15 protein-coding genes and 3 pseudogenes are annotated in these 17877 nt (G+C 47.5%); 6 read left to right on the forward strand and 12 right to left on the reverse strand.

Annotated features, from left to right (window positions below; genetic code table 11):
• Nucleotides 1-122: 122 nt before the first annotated feature.
• Entirely contained in the window at nt 123-458 is a 336-nt protein-coding gene (locus CIL02_RS13300) for an MmcQ/YjbR family DNA-binding protein (protein ID WP_094402441.1), read from the forward strand.
• A gap of 69 nt (nt 459-527) precedes the next feature.
• Here CIL02_RS13300 and CIL02_RS13305 read toward each other — a convergent pair whose 3' ends face one another.
• The 11 genes and pseudogenes from CIL02_RS13305 to CIL02_RS16785 all read right to left on the reverse strand — a co-directional run.
• Nucleotides 528-1055 (reverse strand): GNAT family N-acetyltransferase, encoded by a 528-nt coding sequence (locus tag CIL02_RS13305; protein WP_240513703.1) that lies wholly within the window; start codon nt 1053-1055, stop codon nt 528-530.
• A 182-nt stretch (nt 1056-1237) separates the two neighbouring features.
• Nucleotides 1238-1420, reverse strand: coding sequence for a hypothetical protein (locus tag CIL02_RS13310; protein ID WP_094384305.1), 183 nt, complete (start codon nt 1418-1420; stop codon nt 1238-1240).
• On the reverse strand, nt 1401-1982 hold the full coding sequence (locus CIL02_RS13315) for a zeta toxin family protein (RefSeq protein ID WP_094402443.1): 582 nt from the start codon (nt 1980-1982) through the stop codon (nt 1401-1403). The genes CIL02_RS13310 and CIL02_RS13315 overlap by 20 nt, the downstream gene beginning before the upstream one ends.
• A 303-nt stretch (nt 1983-2285) precedes the next feature.
• Entirely contained in the window at nt 2286-2507 is a 222-nt protein-coding gene (locus tag CIL02_RS13320; protein WP_094402444.1) for a hypothetical protein, read from the reverse strand.
• A gap of 286 nt (nt 2508-2793) precedes the next feature.
• Nucleotides 2794-4122, reverse strand: a complete 1329-nt coding sequence (locus CIL02_RS13325) for an ATP-binding protein (protein WP_094402446.1) — start codon at nt 4120-4122, stop codon at nt 2794-2796.
• A 704-nt stretch (nt 4123-4826) separates the two neighbouring features.
• Nucleotides 4827-5264, reverse strand: a complete 438-nt coding sequence (locus CIL02_RS16775; RefSeq protein ID WP_371589506.1) for a VOC family protein — start codon at nt 5262-5264, stop codon at nt 4827-4829.
• Nucleotides 5250-5843: pseudogene (locus CIL02_RS16780) on the reverse strand (DJ-1/PfpI family protein); the annotation flags it as partial. The gene CIL02_RS16775 and the pseudogene CIL02_RS16780, both read right to left, overlap by 15 nt.
• 10 nt (nt 5844-5853) lie before the next feature.
• The gene (locus CIL02_RS13340; protein ID WP_094402447.1) at nt 5854-6864 is read right to left on the reverse strand and encodes an acyltransferase family protein; all 1011 of its coding nucleotides are present in this window, start codon (nt 6862-6864) and stop codon (nt 5854-5856) included.
• 28 nt (nt 6865-6892) lie between these two features.
• Nucleotides 6893-7387 (reverse strand): DinB family protein, encoded by a 495-nt coding sequence (locus CIL02_RS13345; protein ID WP_094402449.1) that lies wholly within the window; start codon nt 7385-7387, stop codon nt 6893-6895.
• A gap of 342 nt (nt 7388-7729) precedes the next feature.
• Nucleotides 7730-8161, reverse strand: a complete 432-nt coding sequence (locus tag CIL02_RS16430) for a pyridoxamine 5'-phosphate oxidase family protein (RefSeq protein WP_170935104.1) — start codon at nt 8159-8161, stop codon at nt 7730-7732.
• 51 nt (nt 8162-8212) lie between these two features.
• Nucleotides 8213-8512: pseudogene (locus tag CIL02_RS16785) on the reverse strand (zinc ribbon domain-containing protein); the annotation flags it as partial.
• Between the two features lie 252 nt (nt 8513-8764).
• Here CIL02_RS16785 and CIL02_RS13355 point away from each other — a divergent pair.
• From CIL02_RS13355 to CIL02_RS13370, 4 genes are all read left to right on the forward strand, one after another.
• Nucleotides 8765-9820 carry an MBL fold metallo-hydrolase gene (locus CIL02_RS13355; RefSeq protein ID WP_094402452.1) on the forward strand — a complete coding sequence of 352 codons (1056 nt, stop codon included), beginning with the start codon at nt 8765-8767 and terminating at the stop codon, nt 9818-9820.
• Nucleotides 9821-9888: 68 nt separating this feature from the next.
• Entirely contained in the window at nt 9889-11907 is a 2019-nt protein-coding gene (locus CIL02_RS13360) for a glycoside hydrolase family 88 protein (protein WP_094402454.1), read from the forward strand.
• A 45-nt stretch (nt 11908-11952) separates the two neighbouring features.
• Complete coding sequence (locus tag CIL02_RS13365; protein ID WP_094402456.1) at nt 11953-12711, forward strand: (Fe-S)-binding protein; 759 nt, start codon at nt 11953-11955, stop codon at nt 12709-12711.
• Entirely contained in the window at nt 12708-14126 is a 1419-nt protein-coding gene (locus CIL02_RS13370) for a lactate utilization protein B (RefSeq protein WP_094402457.1), read from the forward strand. The genes CIL02_RS13365 and CIL02_RS13370 overlap by 4 nt, the downstream gene beginning before the upstream one ends.
• A gap of 388 nt (nt 14127-14514) precedes the next feature.
• Here CIL02_RS13370 and CIL02_RS13375 read toward each other — a convergent pair whose 3' ends face one another.
• Nucleotides 14515-15096 (reverse strand): LUD domain-containing protein, encoded by a 582-nt coding sequence (locus CIL02_RS13375; RefSeq protein WP_094402459.1) that lies wholly within the window; start codon nt 15094-15096, stop codon nt 14515-14517.
• 694 nt (nt 15097-15790) lie between these two features.
• Between CIL02_RS13375 and CIL02_RS13380 the strand changes: the two are divergent.
• A pseudogene (locus CIL02_RS13380) lies at nt 15791-17842 on the forward strand (TonB-dependent receptor domain-containing protein); the annotation flags it as partial.
• Nucleotides 17843-17877 lie beyond the last annotated feature (35 nt).

A 17877-nucleotide genomic window follows, 5' to 3' on the forward strand; every position in this document is an offset into this window, starting at 1 on the left:
CAGTATTTATATATGCACCGTACAACGAAGAGCCAATTCTCTGTTGTACGGTGTTTACATATTAAGTTGGGGGCTGTTCCCCCACTCGATAATCTCACCATACCGCTAACCAACATCAGACTATGAACATCGAAGAAGTTAGGGAATACTCTTTATCCCTGCCGGAAGTAACCGAAGATATGCCTTTCGGCGATGACAACATTGTATTCAGAATAAACGGGAAGATTTTCCTGTGCCTCTGTCTAAATGCCGTTGAACCCCACTTCGCTACTAAGTTACGGCCTGAGCGCAATGAAGAACTGAGAGAACAGCTCGAGTGGGTAAGGCCAGCATGGCATTGGAACAAGAAGCACTGGAGCGACATCTACTATGAGCATATAGACGGACGCTGCGTGAAAGAGTGGATTACAGAAGCGTACAACCTCGTTGAAAGCAAAAACAAGAGAAAGTCAAAATAGCCTTCCCATGTTTTCCTACACAGCAGTTTCCTATTACTAGACTGATGGCTCTACCCCCTATAACGATGCTTAAAGTGACTTAAGTTCAAGCCTCAATACCCTTATAGGCCTGTTCTCTCCTAAGTGCAGACTGTTGTCGAATACGGTTTCGCCGGTAGCTACGAAACCACACTTTTCCATTACTCGTCCAGATGCATGATTATCTGTGAAATGTCCGCTGATGAGCGAACGAATAACGGTTGTTTCACGAATATGTGCAATCATAAGCCGAAGAGCTTCAGTACAGATGCCCTTTCCCCAATATGGCTTACCTACCCAATAGCCCACCGTGGGTTCTCCTTCCCGAGCAGGCAGGGAGCAGTCGCACGACGGACCATAGCCAATGGCTCCTATTGCCTCGCCTGTTTCGTTCCATACGATGGCCCATGTTGTAGGATTATTGAACACTGTGCGTATTATCTCCAAACTCTCCTCTTCAGACTTATGAGGCTGCCAACCTGCACGCGGCCCTACCTCAGGGTCACTTGCGTATTTATACAAAGCCTTGGCATCCGTCTCAAGCCAATGGCGAAGCGTTATTCTTTCTGTTTTCATCATGAAATTCAATTCAATTGGAAAATTATTGTACTCTTGAGGGGAATAACTGCCATCAAAAAGATAATGCACATTGTGCCAATCGTTGGAGTGTAAACAACATCAGTTTTAACAAACAAAACTGTTAACCAGAATCAGTACACGTCAAAAAGGATGATGTCAATATTTTCTATCTTAAGTCATGATTATTGAAACCGAGGGTTGGCGGCAATCACATCTTTTGCCGCAACGTGATATATCCTTCCGTTGTCGTCTTGATAAACACACGTCTCTCCCCTTGCCGCCTTTTCGTGCAGCATGTTGCGCTCGGCCTCAAGAAGGCCTGCCCTTACTTTATTACGGAATATCTCAAGTTCTTTTTCTGACATAGCTTTTAATTGTTTCAAATTTCACAGAATTGATTATATCTATTATCTCTTTAGCCCCAACCGCAATTTCTTCTCTATCATTATCACTATTGTCGTATATCATCCAACTGTCAACCTCATTCATAAACAGGTTGAATAGGTTGGAGATACCGGCGGAATATCTTCTGATGATGACGTCTTGAGGAATGTTGTGGCCACCATGGGCAACACGCTCAGCCACTCGCTGCATAGCCAGTTCTGGGGATTTCAACCAAAAGTAAATAAGATGCACTTGGTATCCTTCGGTGTGGGCACGTCTTACAAGATTGATATATGAGCGTGTGGCTAGTGTAGTCTCGATGGAAAAAGACTCTCCTCTTCTAATCAGACAATCAATCCTTTCAAGCATAAGTCTTCCAGCCTCTATTGCTACTCCTTCGGGGTTGAATGGCGACAATCCTTTGGCGATTTCATCAGCATTCACGAATTCCCTTACCAAAAGAGCTTTTGGTAGTATCGTCATGGAAGCTGTGGTCTTTCCCGCCCCATTACATCCTGCTATGATATATAACAATCGAGCCATCGTAACGCAAAATTACAATAAAAATGTGTATTCTCCAAATAATTTCATGAAATCTACATTACTTTAATGCGAAACAGTCAACTACAGTTTGGCTTATTGTTCCGGCATCTCCACATTCCACCATACTAATAGCAGTCATCTCGGCTGACTGTGGCGAAGATGCAGACACTTGGAGGACAATAGTCTCTCCAAGGTCTGTCGTTATCTGTACGTCAAAAAATTCCATTCAGTTTTCTCCTTATAACCTCAATGTCATGATTGTGGTCACGTTTGATTCTTTTACTTTCCCCAAAGTCTGAATAACTAATTGTTGCTTCGATCGTATGTAATACTCACACAGAACATAGACTCGATATCTTCAAGGTCGCGTTCCAATGTCCTTACACCTATCTCCTTATATCCATATATATAATATAGGCTATCGTTGACACGGCTCAAAAGCTCCTGCTTGGATATCCGTTGCCGTTTCTTTATGTTGTTTAGGATAAGCAGCATCCTACGCATCTGTTCTACCTGCTTGCTCATATCATTATCAATTTTGGTTGCAAAGATAATGATGCTTTGCGTCAAAACATGTCGCGACCACAAAAAAATGAATACAAAAATAAAAATAATGGTGAATGTGACATTATTTCAAGGTTTTATGTGGCGGTTGGAATCTTCCCGAAGTGAAGTTGCCCCCATGCCACTATATAGCTTATTTCCCTAAGGAAATTCTGGGCGAGGGGCGACCCACCAACGCCCATTTCTGGCTCATCCATTTAAGCACAGGGGCAGCATGGCAGTAGTCGTAATCCAGTTTTTTCATTATTTATGAAGTTGATGTCATACCATATATCTTCGATATCCTGTCGGCAAGATACAGGGGCAGGTTTAGAAGGTCATCATCCTGGCGGATGTTCCTTGTGGAAAAACGCAAAGACAATGAGGGAGAATAGGCCTTACGGTAAATGGACAGACTCTTAGCCCTGACATTGTTTTCAGACTTCACCTCCACCGGCACTATCTCATTATCTATCTGCAAGACAAATTCCACTTCTGCCGTATTGCCGGAAGTCCAGTAAAAAATACTGTCACCGAATTGCCGTCTCAATGATTGTAATACATAGTTTTCCGATAAAATGCCTTTGAACTCAGTGAATAGTCTGTTGCCGGATATTGCAGATTGAGCAGTCAATGAAAACTTACTGCACAACAGACCGACATCATTCAGATACAATTTAAAGGCATTGCTCTTGCTGTATGCAGACAATGGCAAACGAGGAGTTTCAATCATATTTACCCTCTGTACGATTCCGGCAAGGCATAGCCATTCGATGGCAGATTCATATTCCCTGGCTCTCGCTCCCTTTTGTATGTCGGCATAACGGAATTTGCGGTCTTCCTTAGCCAGTTGGTCTTGCAAACTGTTCCACACTTGGAACACCCGTGGTATGTCTTTGTTGTTGATATGTTTCGAAAAGTCAAGGGAATAGGACTTTAATATATTTTGCTGAATTGTTTGCACTGCCTGCCATTCACGATTGTCGGCAAAATCACTTACTGCTTCCGGCATACCACCCAATGCGAGATATGCCTTATATGCCTCAATCAATCGGCCGTGAAGCACTTCGGGAACAGGCATACTGCCGTCTATCATCATATAAGATGAATACAAACCCGTATCAACAGCTCGCAAATACTCAGTGAACGACAATGGATAGAGAGTCATGAAATCAACCTTGCCTACAGGAAATGAAGCACCTTGACGATTGAGTGCAACACCAAGCAATGAACCGGCACAGGCTATGGCATAATCACGGGCATCTTCACAGAAATATTTCAAACTGTTCAGCGCTTCATTACATTCCTGCACCTCGTCGAATACTATCAGGGTGGTGTCTGGCTGTATGCTCATACCAGATGTCATCTCCAACACCTTAATAATATCCGCCGGACGCTTGCTGCGCTTGAAATCTTCCTTAAGTTCAGGCATTGTATCGAAATTGAAATATGCCAACTTCTCAAAACATGCCTCACCGAATTTTCTCAATGCCCACGACTTGCCCACTTGGCGTGCTCCCTGCATCACCAATGGTTTCCTTCGCTTGCTATCTTTCCAAGCCTTCAGGTCGTTAAATATATCTCTCGTTATTTCCATTCCTATGAATTTGTGGCAAAATTACACATTTTTCCTATGAAAAACGTGACACTTCGCACATTTTTAATATTTATTATCCTATAAGGGGAAGAATGGCTAGCTTAGCAACCGTTATTTGTTGATTTTGACCTTTAGTTAAGGTCTCCTTTATATTATTATATGAACGTTATTATGGGTACATAAGATACTAAACATTATTGCAACAACAAAAAAACGAATGAAAATCTGAAGTAGCACTCCAAATAATCACTCGATTTTACTATATTATTGAATCATGATTACCCTATCTCCTCCCAGAAATAATCTGGCATTTTCGGTGAAAGCGTACGCTCTGATCATCGATCGACATTCTTCCACTTGATGCTCTTCTTCGCTGTCATCAAGAAATTGCTGTGACAGGTACATCTGGTTTATCGTATCAAATTCTTTATCCATAGGCTATTAGAAACTATAACTTTGCCCCCCATTATTCTTAAGGATTATAATTACGCCAAAACACGGTCTTTCATCTATAAGAATGGTACAAGAATACTACTGTGACATATTGAAATTCTGGTGCAAAAATACGAAGGAAATCGAAAATCCCCAAATCTATGTTGCAAGACGTTGCTGAACACATAATTTTGTAACGTTACGTCACGTGTTTCTTTCTCATTTATCCAAAGAACGAGTTCATCGCCCCGTGTGTCTATATCGTGTATCTGTCATTCAACAAACGAAGAGATCTCTATCAAGTTGCCTTCAGGGTCAGCCACATAGCAGGTGCGCTGTCCCCAAGGCTCTGTCGTAGGGGCAAAGACAGGTTGAGCACCCATGCTTACTGCACGATCATACTCCTTGTCTACATCAGCAAATGCGGGAACATCGAAGGACAGTTCCAATGTACCATTAGTACCATCGGGATAGGCATACTCATGAGATGTCATCTGCTCGAAGGCGTCGCGGGGGAAGAGGATGATGCGTGATGTGCCGAGTGTCATCTCTACATTAGAGTCTGTTCCGTTCCATTCCGTTTGGAAACCGAAGATATTGCGATAGAAAGCCACCATCTTGGCATTGTCGGTGGTAAAGAGGCCAACGGTATTGAACGTGAAACGCGGTTTCGCCTGCGACATCATCTTTCCGAACTCCACGAGCCCCATCTTGTAGAACAAACGATACATCTCTATCTCCTTCGGATCGTCGTTCTTGAGCAAGGTAAGAATCTCGCATGCAAACTCTATGCTGGCGCTGCCATTGGCCGTAACTATGTTCCTGTCGCTCACAGCCTGTGCGTTGACATAGCCGGCGGCGTTGGTATAAGCACCACCCCACAGCTGCAACTGCTCAATACCATTGCCCGTGTGGCGTACATCGTTGAGAAATCCCTTGCTCGCCATCCATGAGGCAGCATTGCAGATAGCTCCTACTATGCGCCCTTTCCTGATAGCATCGGCAACGAGCGGAGCGACACGCTCAGCGGCCTCGCTCTTCCAACCATAGCCCCCAATGAGCACCAGGGCTGCATAGTCCTCGGGAATGGAGTCAAAAGTATAGTCGGGCAAAACGCGGAAACCGCTGATAGCCTCAATGGGCTCCATCGACTCAGCCACAATCTTGTTCTCATACTTAGGATTCTCCTTCATTGCCATGCTATCTGAACGCAGCGGTTGCGTAAGATAAGGCAACTCATGCTCAGCAAACTGCGGCAGCAAAACATATAATACTTTCTTCATACTCATTATATATTTTTCAAATTATTCTCTTCACGCCTGGAATCAGTCGAAGCAACCATGTAAGTGCGAATGACAGAAGGGTTGTGACAACACCGACAAACATAAACTTGCCGAAGGCTCCCATCCACACGCCATCAAACATATTCTGAAAACAAATCATCAACGGCAAATGAACTATATATGCTCCGTAGCTCTGGGCTGAGAGCCAAGAGAGCGCATTGTTGCCCATATTGACTTTCTCCCTAAATAGCCACAACAATCCGAAACTGATGAAAATGCACATCAGCGACTCATAGATTCCAAACCATTGCCAAACGAAATCATTCCACTCACCGTCTTGTCGGACATAGTTTCCTATAGCCAAAGCTCCACCTATCAACAATGCCACAATACCCGTCGTCTTGGTCATCTTGTCGAGCCAGCAAAACCTGTAGGCAAGTATGCCCAAAGCAAACATCATAACATACTGAAGATAATGTGCAGGCTCAAATATCCATAAACTAAGACCTATCCAATTAGCTTGTGGACTCACCTGACGAATGAAATAACTGCCGATGCCCATCACTATGGCAGCAATAAACAGCCCTATTAGTGTCGGTCGTGAATCGCAGTCTTTAGATATTGCCGAGCATCTTTTCCTAACTACGGCATAGAAGAAGCTGAATATCAAAAGACTTTCCACAAACCACATATGGGCAAACTCGAACTTGCCTGTAGCGGATGTCAAAAGACCGCCCATCAACAACAATGGTACTCCAAGACGAAGAATTTTCTTCCTGACAAAAGTGCCAAAACCCTGTCGGTCGTAACTGCCTGGTACAAAATACCCGGAAATGAAAAAATACAATCCCATGAAGAAAGCGGCATTGGTAGAGAAGAAATGCCATATCCAAGGCATCACCTCCGCAGGATTTGAAGGAGTATATCCCCACTCGCCACCGTCACCATACGCTTGTCCCGCATGATGGAATATTACCAAGAAGGTCAATACTACCTTCAGATTGTCAAGATAATTCAACCGTACCATGATATTTACTAAGTAAATTACAATAATCCTACAATAGTTCGTGAATCTGCTCGAAATGCAGGTTCAAATGGTTTATATATCCGCATATCATTGCATCGAGAGTCACACGGCAGCCTTCATAGTCCACCCAATAGTTGTTGAGCTTGGTCTTGTCAACAGAGCGGATGACGTGGCAGATGTGCTGATTGTATAGTTTCAGCAGCATAACGAGCTGTTGCCAGTCTTCATGCTGATAGTCCTGAAGCTGAATCCACAGGTCATTGTCCTGAGTATAGTCCGGGAAGACAAGCATTCCCATCTCCGTGTTTGGCATCGAGTGTCCGCAACGGGGTGCATATTGCAGTCGCACTATACGCTGATGGTTGTTGGATGCCGAGTCGATGAGATGGCCCACGAGCATCTTCACTGTACGGTTTTGCTTGTTTCTCTTTATGCTCACCTGCTCGTCAGAAAGAGAGAGAAGTAAGGGTATCTCACGGTTCATAACCTCGTTGATATCATCGATAATTGCTTTGGACTTCATATCATTTCTTTATTTTATTTTCACAAACTAACAGGAATACGAAAATCAATCCCACAACCAACATCCCAATCGAAATTATAAGCGGAGGGGATAAGAGCCCTACCATGAGGGCAAATACAGGTACAAGTATAGACATAACAAAATAAGAATGAAATGTTTAATGCCAATCCATCCAAAGACGAAAACCGTTAAGTTGCCTGAAAGGTTAATAACCTTACGGCTTTAAGGTTAATAACCTTATCAGGCATGAAACTATATTCATCTTCAAAGCCAAATTATTCCTATGACCATGTCTAATATAGGTTGTTGCCATTCCAAACAAATGACAAATAGGCGGTAATGTTATTCTATTACGAAACTACGGGGATAGAAGTCACTGTAGAAGCGGCCCTCTGTGGCCGTGAACTTCAGAACACAATAGTTAGGGTCGGTGACTCCACCGGGATAGTACTGTGTATCTCCCTCACGCCATATCATATCCTTGCTTTGTTGGTCGGTCAGAACCTCCATGGTACCTTTCAACATTACGGCACGGAAGTTACTCTCGTCACACAGATAGATAGATGCTTTCGGGTTTGCCCTGTAATGAGCCACACGAACAGAGAAGGTATTGGTGGTGAAATAGAACACCTTTATGCCCTCGCGCTTGCGTGGCGACAGCATGGCCTTCATACAAGGGTAGCCTTCCTCATCAACTGATGAGATATAGGTAACGGGTAGTTTATCTGCCATGTCTACAATGAGTTGCTTCACTGGAGCAAGTCCAGCATACATCACATCCTGAAACTCGTGCGAGGTGATGGTAATCTCCTTTCTCCAACGTTTCAGATGAGGGAAGAACATCTTCATCTGCCCAATGGCTTCCTCGCGTGTTACCTTATGCTCGGAATCCTTATTGAACTCCCCAACAAACTGAGCGCAATACTCTATCATCTCATCCATTGTGCATTGCTGCACAAACTTTCCGTCAGCGTAGCAGTACTTGCAGTACTCGTCGTTCGGACTTCCATCAACGTTTGTGCCGAAATCGCTGGCATCAGAAAGCGGCATGCCACAACTCTGACAAAATTTCTGTTCTTTTTCCATATTATGTTTGTTACTGTTATTCTTATATGTAATATTCATTATGCAATAACGTGCAAAGATAGTGCTGACGAGAGCAAAAAGACAAGCTTAAGCATATTGCACCTTATTTATTTGCAAAGTTACAAAAAATGTCATGTATGTGATTTGTAAAAAACGGACATGCACACATCATTTCCTACTATTCGGAAATATTCTGTCTGCAGATAGCTAATAAGTCGAATAATTTATGTATCTTTGCCAGTAAATTACTAAACATAGCAATATTTCTAACTACACATTATTATATTATATATGAAGAATATCTTTTTGACACTTGCCTCCATGTTCTGCTGTCTCGCAGGATGTACGGCACAATCAGACAAGTATACAAGTCTTGACGTTGCAGAGTTTGAGAAGGTCGCTGCCAACGACAATATCGTTCTCCTTGACGTGCGGACAGCCATGGAATACCGAGAAGGCCACCTGCCGGGAGCTGTCAATGCGGATGTTCTTCGCGACGACTTCCTTGCACAGGCTTCACTCTTGCTGCCAAAAGAAAACGCCGTGGCACTATACTGCCGAAGCGGAAAGCGCAGCAAGAAGGCTGCACAAATCCTCTCCGACAACGGATACAAGGTGACTGAACTGAGCACGGGCTACAACGGATGGACGCAGGCAGGCAAGGAGGTGAGCAAGCAGGAGGTAGACGTGTTCACCACCGACAATGGTTCTCTCGTCAGGATTTACTGCATCAAGCACGGTACGCTGAGGATGAGCGTTGGCGGCAAGTGGATATACGTAGACCCTGTAACAGACAAGGTTCCACCTGTCACCGATTTCTCGACATTGCCAAAGGCAGACCTCATCCTGCTCACACACGAGCATCCCGACCATTTGGATGCCAAAGCCATCAGCCAGCTCACCAAACAGGACACAAAGCTGATAACCAACCGCAGATGCAGCGACATGCTTGGTGGCAAGGGACAGGTGATGAAGAACGGCGACTCGGCAACCATCGGCGAATGGAACATAGAGGCTGTTCCGGCTTACAATACATCGAAGGGAAAAGAACAGTTCCATCCGAAGGGACGCGACAACGGCTTCGTACTTACTATCGATGGTTTCAGGATATATATTGCCGGAGACACAGAGGATATCGACGAGATGAAAGACATTGCCGATATCGATGTGGCCTTCCTGCCATGCAACCAGCCCTTCACCATGACACCAGAGCAGGTGGCCAAAGCAACCAAGACCATCCATCCGAAAGTGCTCTTCCCATACCACTACGGCAACACGGATATTCGCCAGGTGAGGACATTGCTTAAGGACAGCAGCACGGACGTCAGAATAAGGCAGTATCAGTAGAAGGGTTCGAAGGGTTTGAGGAGTTTGAGAGGTTCGAGGGTTCGAGGAGTTCGAGGAGTTTGAAAGCTATGAACATAAGATTATTACACAACATCGCAATAATTGCCATGCTCACCATGTCATCAGGGGCTACGGCAGACACCACACTCGACTTGCTACCTGGCAAGACGGAGGTTCTGAGCATACTGAACAACGTAAACAGGACATGGCAGGAGAGGAACCCCTCACACGGTAACTTCTTCTGGAACAGGGCCGTATACCATGTCGGCAACATGGAGGCATACAGCGTAACCAACGACAGCCAATACCTTGACTACTCCACGGCATGGGCCGAGCACAACAACTGGTGTGGGGCAACAAGCAACGACACCACAGAATGGTCATCCTCCTACGGCGAGGGAGGCAAGTACGTGCTCTTTGGCGACAACCAGATATGCTTTCAGGTATATGCCGACCTTTACAACTACGACAACCGCTCAGACGAGAGAAAGATACAGCGCGCACTCGGGGTCATGGGCTATCAGATAACAACTGGCTACAACGAGTACCTGTGGTGGGTGGACGGCATGTTCATGGTTATGCCTACAATGGTAAAACTGTACAACATCACAGGCGACAGACGCTATCTTGAGAAGATGCACGACTACTGGCTGTATGCCACAGAGCTGATGTACGACTACAACGAAGACCTATACTACCGAGACGCAAAATACATTTATCCCGGACACCAAACCCTCAATGGACTGAAAGACTTCTGGGCAAGGGGAGACGGATGGGCATTCGCCACTCTTGCACGCCTGCTTGACGAGATGCCTGCAGATGCACCATACCGCAGCGAGTATGCCTACTTGTACTGCCGTATGGCCAAATCGCTGCAGGGTTGCCAACAGGAAGAGGGCTACTGGACACGCTCGCTACTTGACCCGGCACATGCGCCTGGACGCGAGACATCAGGAACAGCACTAAACGCATACGCCTATGCTACTGGCATACGGCTGGGCATCATCTCTGCCGATGACTATGCCTCCACTCTCTGCAAGGCATGGGACTACCTTGCATACACCGCATACCAGACTAACGGAACAGTAGGCTACATACAGCCCATTGGCGAGAAGGCCGACCCAAACCAGACTCTAACAGCATCGAGCTATTACGATTTTGGCGTAGGCGCATTCCTAATGGCTGCCGCCGCCGTGAGCCGCATAGCACCCGACAAGCCATACATAGAGCCGATTGTCCTACGCAGCGCAACGATAGATAACGCATACGAGATTACGCTCACTTTCAATGTGTCACCAAATGCTGACGAGGCTAATGTTGCAGCCAACTACTCCATCGACGGACACATACCTGAAGGTGCGGTAATTTCTTACGACAAAGACAGAAAAATAACCATTACCCTACCCGACTCTTTAGACTACGGAGTACACACAGTGGAAGTAAGCAACATACATTCTGCTGAGGGAGGACGCATGCCAGAGGGACAACAGCAGGCAATGATACGCACCGTTAGCCTTGACTCACCAGAGAAAGAGTTCATAGTCACGGCAACAGGCTCGCAGGAAGGGAATCCGCACACCAACGCCTACGACGGCTCGCTCGACACCCGATGGAGCCAGGAAGGCGATGGACAATGGATATGCTTCGACCTGAACACACAGAAGGAGGTCTATGCCGTGGACATAGCATTCTACAACGGCAACCAACGTGTATTCTATTTCGACATACAGACCTCTGAAGACAACACGATATGGAGCGATGCGGCTACAGGACTTGTCAGCTCGGGACTTACCAACGAACTGGAACGCTTCCCCATTCCGACGACATCAGCAAGATATGTCAGGATTGTAGGCAACGGAAACAGCACCAACAGATGGAATAGCCCTACCGAAATACGCATACGCTACAGCAACACAAACGGTATCACAAACACTATGAAAGACTGCACGACATCCCAGCCACAAATCTACGACCTACAGGGACGCAAGCTAAAAAGCCCTGTAAAGAAAGGCATATACATCATCAATCGCCGAACTCAGGTCAAACAGCATATTCCAACAGGACCGACAACATTATCCAGCAGGTAAAACAAAAAAATCCAGCAGGACAAACATAAAAACAAGCATAAGAAAATGAAAATCGGACTTTTCATTCCATGTTACGTCGACGCTCTTTATCCCAGTGTCGGCGTGGTCACCTACAAGCTCCTGACAAGCCTCGGGCTTGAGGTGGAGTATCCGGAGCGGCAGACATGCTGCGGACAACCAATGGGAAACGCGGGATTCCAGCAGAAGGCAGAACGCCTCGTGGAGGACTATGACCGCCTCTTCGCCCCCTATGACTATGTCGTGGCGCCATCGGCAAGCTGTGCCGCATACGCGAGAATATTCCATCCCGGCATAGCCGGACACGAGTGTGAGGCAGCCAAGAGGACAATGGACGTGGTGGAATTCCTGCATGATGTGGTGAAGGTGAAGTCATTCCCGAAGAGCAGCTTCCCACACGTGGTGAGCATACACAACAGCTGTCACGGCGTCAGGGAACTCGGACTCGCATCGCCTTCCGAGCGCAATGTGCCACAGTTCAACAAGATACGCGACCTCCTCTCTCTCGTCCCCGGGATAACAGTCTGTGAGCCTGAGCGGAAGGACGAGTGCTGCGGATTCGGCGGAATGTTCTCAATCGAGGAGCCGGATGTCTCCATACGCATGGGACGCGACAAGCTGGCCCGCCACATAGAGACAGGCGCGGAGTATATCACAGGGCCTGACTCGTCGTGCCTGATGCACATGCAGGGCATCGTGAAGAAGAACCCCGGCACATTCAAGGCTGCCAACGGAAAGGAGATAAAGTTCATCCATGTCGTAGAAATATTAGCAAGCGGACTATGAGTACGAAACATTCAAAGCGTGCCGCGAAGTTCAACCGCGACACAGAGCGTGTCTCACGCCACGACAAGACATTCTGGAGCGTGCGCCAACGCCGTGACTCCCTCGCACACAACATACCAGAATGGGAGGACCTGCGCGAGGCGGCAAACAACATAAAGAAACACACCATAACACATCTGGCTGACTATCTCGAGATGTTCGAGAAGGCTGCCACAGAGAACGGAGCCCACGTACACTGGGCAAAGGACGCAAAGGAGTATAACAGCATCGTCATCGATATCATGCACAGCCACGGAGTCAGGAAAGTGGTGAAGAGCAAGTCGATGCTGACAGAGGAATGCCATCTCAACGAGCATCTGGAGAAAGAGGGCATAGACGTCGTGGAGACTGACCTCGGAGAGCGCATCCTCCAGCTCATGCACCTCGCACCGAGCCATATCGTCATGCCGGCGATACACATAACGAAAGAGGAGGTGGAGGAGTGTTTCGAGAAGAAAGGCGTCATACGCGACGCCGAGCCGCATATTTCGAAAGCAGAGCGCGATGCAGCGCCACCAGCCGACCCGACATACCTCACACGATGCGCACGATACCACCTCAGGGACAATTTCATGACAGCTGACTGCGGAATGACGGGCGCAAACTTCGGCGTGGCAGAGACGGGAGATATCGTCGTATGCACGAACGAGGGCAACGCTGACATGTCGACATCCGTCCCCAAGCTACACATTGTCAGCATGGGAATAGAGAAACTCATACCTGACTATGACTCGCTCGCCGTGTTCCAGCGCCTCCTCGCACGACACGGGACAGGACAGCCGACAACAGTCTACACATCACACTTCCGCAAGCCAAGACCCGGAGGGGAGATGCATATAATACTCGTAGACAACGGACGCTCGGACATTCTCGCCAACGAGGGACACTGGCAGACACTGAAATGCATGCGCTGCGGAGCCTGCATGAACACATGCCCCGTATATAGACGCTCAGGAGGATACTCATACACATACTTCATACCGGGACCCATCGGCGTGAACCTCGGCATGCTGCGCGACGCTGGCAAGCACTACCACAACTGCTCGGCATGCTCGCTCTGCTGCTCGTGCGACAACGTGTGCCCCGTCAAGGTCGACCTCTCATCACAGATATACCGCTGGCGTCAGGACCTCGACAGCATGCACCACGCCGACAAGATGAAGAAGACAATGTCCGCCGGAATGCGCTATGTCTTCGAGAGGCCATCGCTCTACACCACAGCCCTCCGCATGGCGCCATGGGCAAACCATCTGCCCAGCTTCATAACCAACATAAAGGCCAACACATGGGCTAAGGGACACAGCATGCCAGAGTTCGCCAAGCTATCATTCCATGAGATGTGGAAGCGTGGCATGGTCGATAACAAGAAGTCGTGAGAAGAAGCGGATAGTTGTTTTCGAGGCTGTGGTTAATAGCAAGAAAACGGCTCTCTGCTTGGCATCGGGGCTAACGGTCGCGTCCCTTCCGGGCTGTGGATAAGAGCAAATACACGGCTCTCTCGCTGCTCCATCCGGGCTAACAGTCGCACCCCTCCGATGCTGTGGATAAGAATTTACAGGACAGTAATAGTTCTTTTACAGATTGTTGTATATGGCGACTCCCGCCAGCCGTTCTTTGCTGCCATTCTGATTGTCAGTCTGGCAGTGATTGGCTGGCGGGAGTCGTTGCGTTTGTTGTCGTCAGTTGTGATGTTGCTGATACTTGTGTCTGCTTATTATTGTTGTTAGTAGTAGTATCTGTGTAGCTTGAGATAATGCTGTGGGATTAGGGCATGAGCATGACTGTCACTCCGCGTGCCGCCTGTGCTCCATAGACGAGGGCCTGCTCTATATCGGCAGTCTTTGAGGGGCCGGATATAAATGTGCCGAATCCGTAGTCTGTGAACTCAATCTTGCGGTATGCCTCGTGCATGTTGCTGACGATGTCTTTCCTCGACACGAGTATGACGAGATACTCTGCCATGAAGCATACGGCTCTCTCCTTCATTGTCTGTGGTATCCATACGCATGCGTTCTCTGCCACTCCGACAGTGCCTCTCACTACGCCTACGTCAGTGCGCTCCAGCTCCTGCGCCTCTGTGACGGTGTCGGGATTGAGCGTCGCGCTGATGCCTGGTATGTTCGTGGCTATCACCTTCGCCTCGGGATAAGCCTCCCGTATCTTCTGGTTGAGGTCGTCGCCCTCGCCTATCTCCATCAGGCGTGCGCCTGCTGTGGTTGTCGTGGCGTGTATGAACTCAGCCACGGGGTCGTCATAGACGGTCTTTGGGAATGAGAGGTCTGCTGTCTCGTATGTCTCGCGTGTGTTCTGGCGGAGACGTCCCAGTATTTTCTCTTTGCTGTTCATAGTGTTATGTTGGAGGATAATTTCTTCTTATTACTTTAATCGGCAGCACTTTTGCTTGACATTGTCTACAGATAACAGCGTGACATGAATCCGCACAATGTCTGTCCATGTCATAGCCATCACTTGTCTAATCGCTGCTAACTGGTGTAACTAAAATTCATCAATGACATGGCAAAGATACATAAAATTCGGAGAAAACCCTCGCTTTAGACAGAATATTTTACGTATCGGACAAATTTTTCTCTCATCTGTCATCTGCAATATCCTCTTACTCAGGACCTCGCAGCAGGCTGACAGGCTATCAAAGCGTCGGGGAATACGGGCAGACATCTCTGTGTCCTGTTGTGTGGACGACAGCATGGAAGCCCTCCCATATGTATACCGGAGGACATCTGTACACCTAACAAAATCACGTGTTTTAGGTATTGTAGGAATGAAAAAAGCACCTTAACTTTGCACCCGAAAAACAACGTGTAGTGTCTGACCACGTAAATCCAGTTGTATTTATGCGATTAGGCCACAAGGCCACCTATTTATATATATTATGAGAAAGTCAATATTCACACTGGCTATATTATGCCTGACATTATTTATGTTTATGCCCATGTCTGCCCAGCAGGATTCCACAAGAGTGAAACACCGCGGAACGAAAAGCGAAAACCGACACCATGGCAAGCACATCGACAATGAGTTGCAACTTGACGAGGTGGTGGTCGTAGCCGGTGGAGTGAGCAGGGTGAAGAGGTCGGCATTTAACACTATAGCCGTAGATACCAAGGAAATGCAGAATACGACGAAGAACCTTAGCGACGCGCTCTCAAAGGCTCCCGGACTGAAGTTGAGGGAGTCGGGAGGAGTGGGTTCCGACATGTCGCTGATGATGGATGGATTCAGCGGCAAGAGGGTAAAAGTGTTTATCGACGGTGTGCCACAGGAAGGTGTGGGGGCATCATTCGGACTCAACAACATCCCAGTGAGCTTTGCCAACAGGATTGAGGTGTATAAGGGAGTAGTGCCAGTGGGATTCGGTACTGATGCCATTGGCGGTGTGATCAATGTGGTGACCAACAAGCGTCATAGCGGATGGCATCTCGACGCATCTTATTCCTATGGCTCATTCAATACTCATAAGTCGAACGTCAGTTTCGGACAGACATTCAAAAACGGACTGACATACGAGATTACGGCATTCCAAAATTATTCCGATAACAACTATCGTATCAACTCGCCCGTGGAGGACTTCGAGACGGGCAGGATAGACCGTGACAAGAAAGAGAGCGTGAAGCGATTCAACGACACATACCACAATGAGGCAATAGTGGGAAAACTGGGAGTGGTAGGCAAGAAATGGGCCGACCGACTGCTCTTAGGATTGACTTGGTCGCAGATGTACAAGGAGATACAGACGGGAGTGAGGCAGGAAATCGTGTATGGCGAGAAGCACAGGCGCAGCCATGCACTGCAACCGAGCCTGGAATACGTGAAGCACAACCTCTTCACTCGTGGTCTTGACCTGACTGTGACGGGAAGCTACAACCGAGATGTCACGACAAACGTGGATACCGCTTCATACAAGTATAACTGGCGGGGAGAAAAGGCATTGCTCAATTCGCCAGGTGAGCAGTCGCTGATGCACTCGCGTGCTACCAACCATAACTGGAATGCCACTGCCACCCTCAACTACCAATTGGGCAAAGCTCATCTCTTAACATTCAACAACGTGCTCACCGACTTCCGCCGAAGCAACGCATCGCTGCTAACAGCAGAGACTCTCACCGACGCCATCGACAAGCATACACGCAAGAACATTGCGGGACTGCAATACAGACTCACTCCTGCAGACAACTGGAATCTGTCAGTTTTCGGAAAATACTACAACCTCTATGTGGCAGGACCTGTGGCTACCACCGAAACGCTCGATACATACACCAAGACAAGCCATACCATCGACTTCTGGGGATATGGAGCGGCTGCCACATGGTTTATTATTGACGGACTGCAGGTGAAACTATCCTACGAGAAGGCATGCCGTCTGCCTACCATCGAGGAGATGTTTGGTGATGAAGACCTGGAGACGGGTGACATCGGTATCAAACCAGAACGAAGTGACAATGTCAACCTCAACCTCAGTTATTCACGACGTATAGACAAGCACACGTTCTACGTGGAGGGTGGACTGATATATCGCGACACCAAGGATTATATCCAGCGCAATATCATGAGTCTGAGCGGAGGAAAATATGCCGCATCATATATCAACTACGGAAAGGTGCTCACCAAGGGATTCAATCTCTCATTGCGCTATGCCCACGGACGATGGCTGAGCATTGGTGGCAACTTCACCAAGATGAACGTATGCGACAACATGAAGACATCGATGGGCTCTACGTCGGCAAATATCAACTACAAGGAGCGTATGCCCAACCTGCCATATCTCTTTGCCGACTCAGACATCAACTTGTATTGGCGCAACTGCATGAAGAAAGGTAATACGCTCGCCCTGACATACGACAACCAGTATTTGCACAGCTTCACATACTATTCGTCGCACATCGGTGCCAACAAGGCCGATTATGTCGTGCCCAACCAGTTCTCGCACAATATAGTATTGACCTACAGTATGATGCGCGGAAGATACAGTGTGTCATTGGAATGTCGCAACTTCACCAACGAGAAGCTCTACGACAACTTCTCGCTGCAAAAGGCGGGAAGGGCATTCTACGGCAAGGTTAGGGTGCATTTCTAAGGAAAAAAACAGCCTCACCCCCAGCCCCTCCCCCA

This window comes from Prevotella sp. P3-122, from assembly GCF_002251365.1.
Taxonomy (GTDB): Bacteria; Bacteroidota; Bacteroidia; order Bacteroidales; family Bacteroidaceae; genus Prevotella.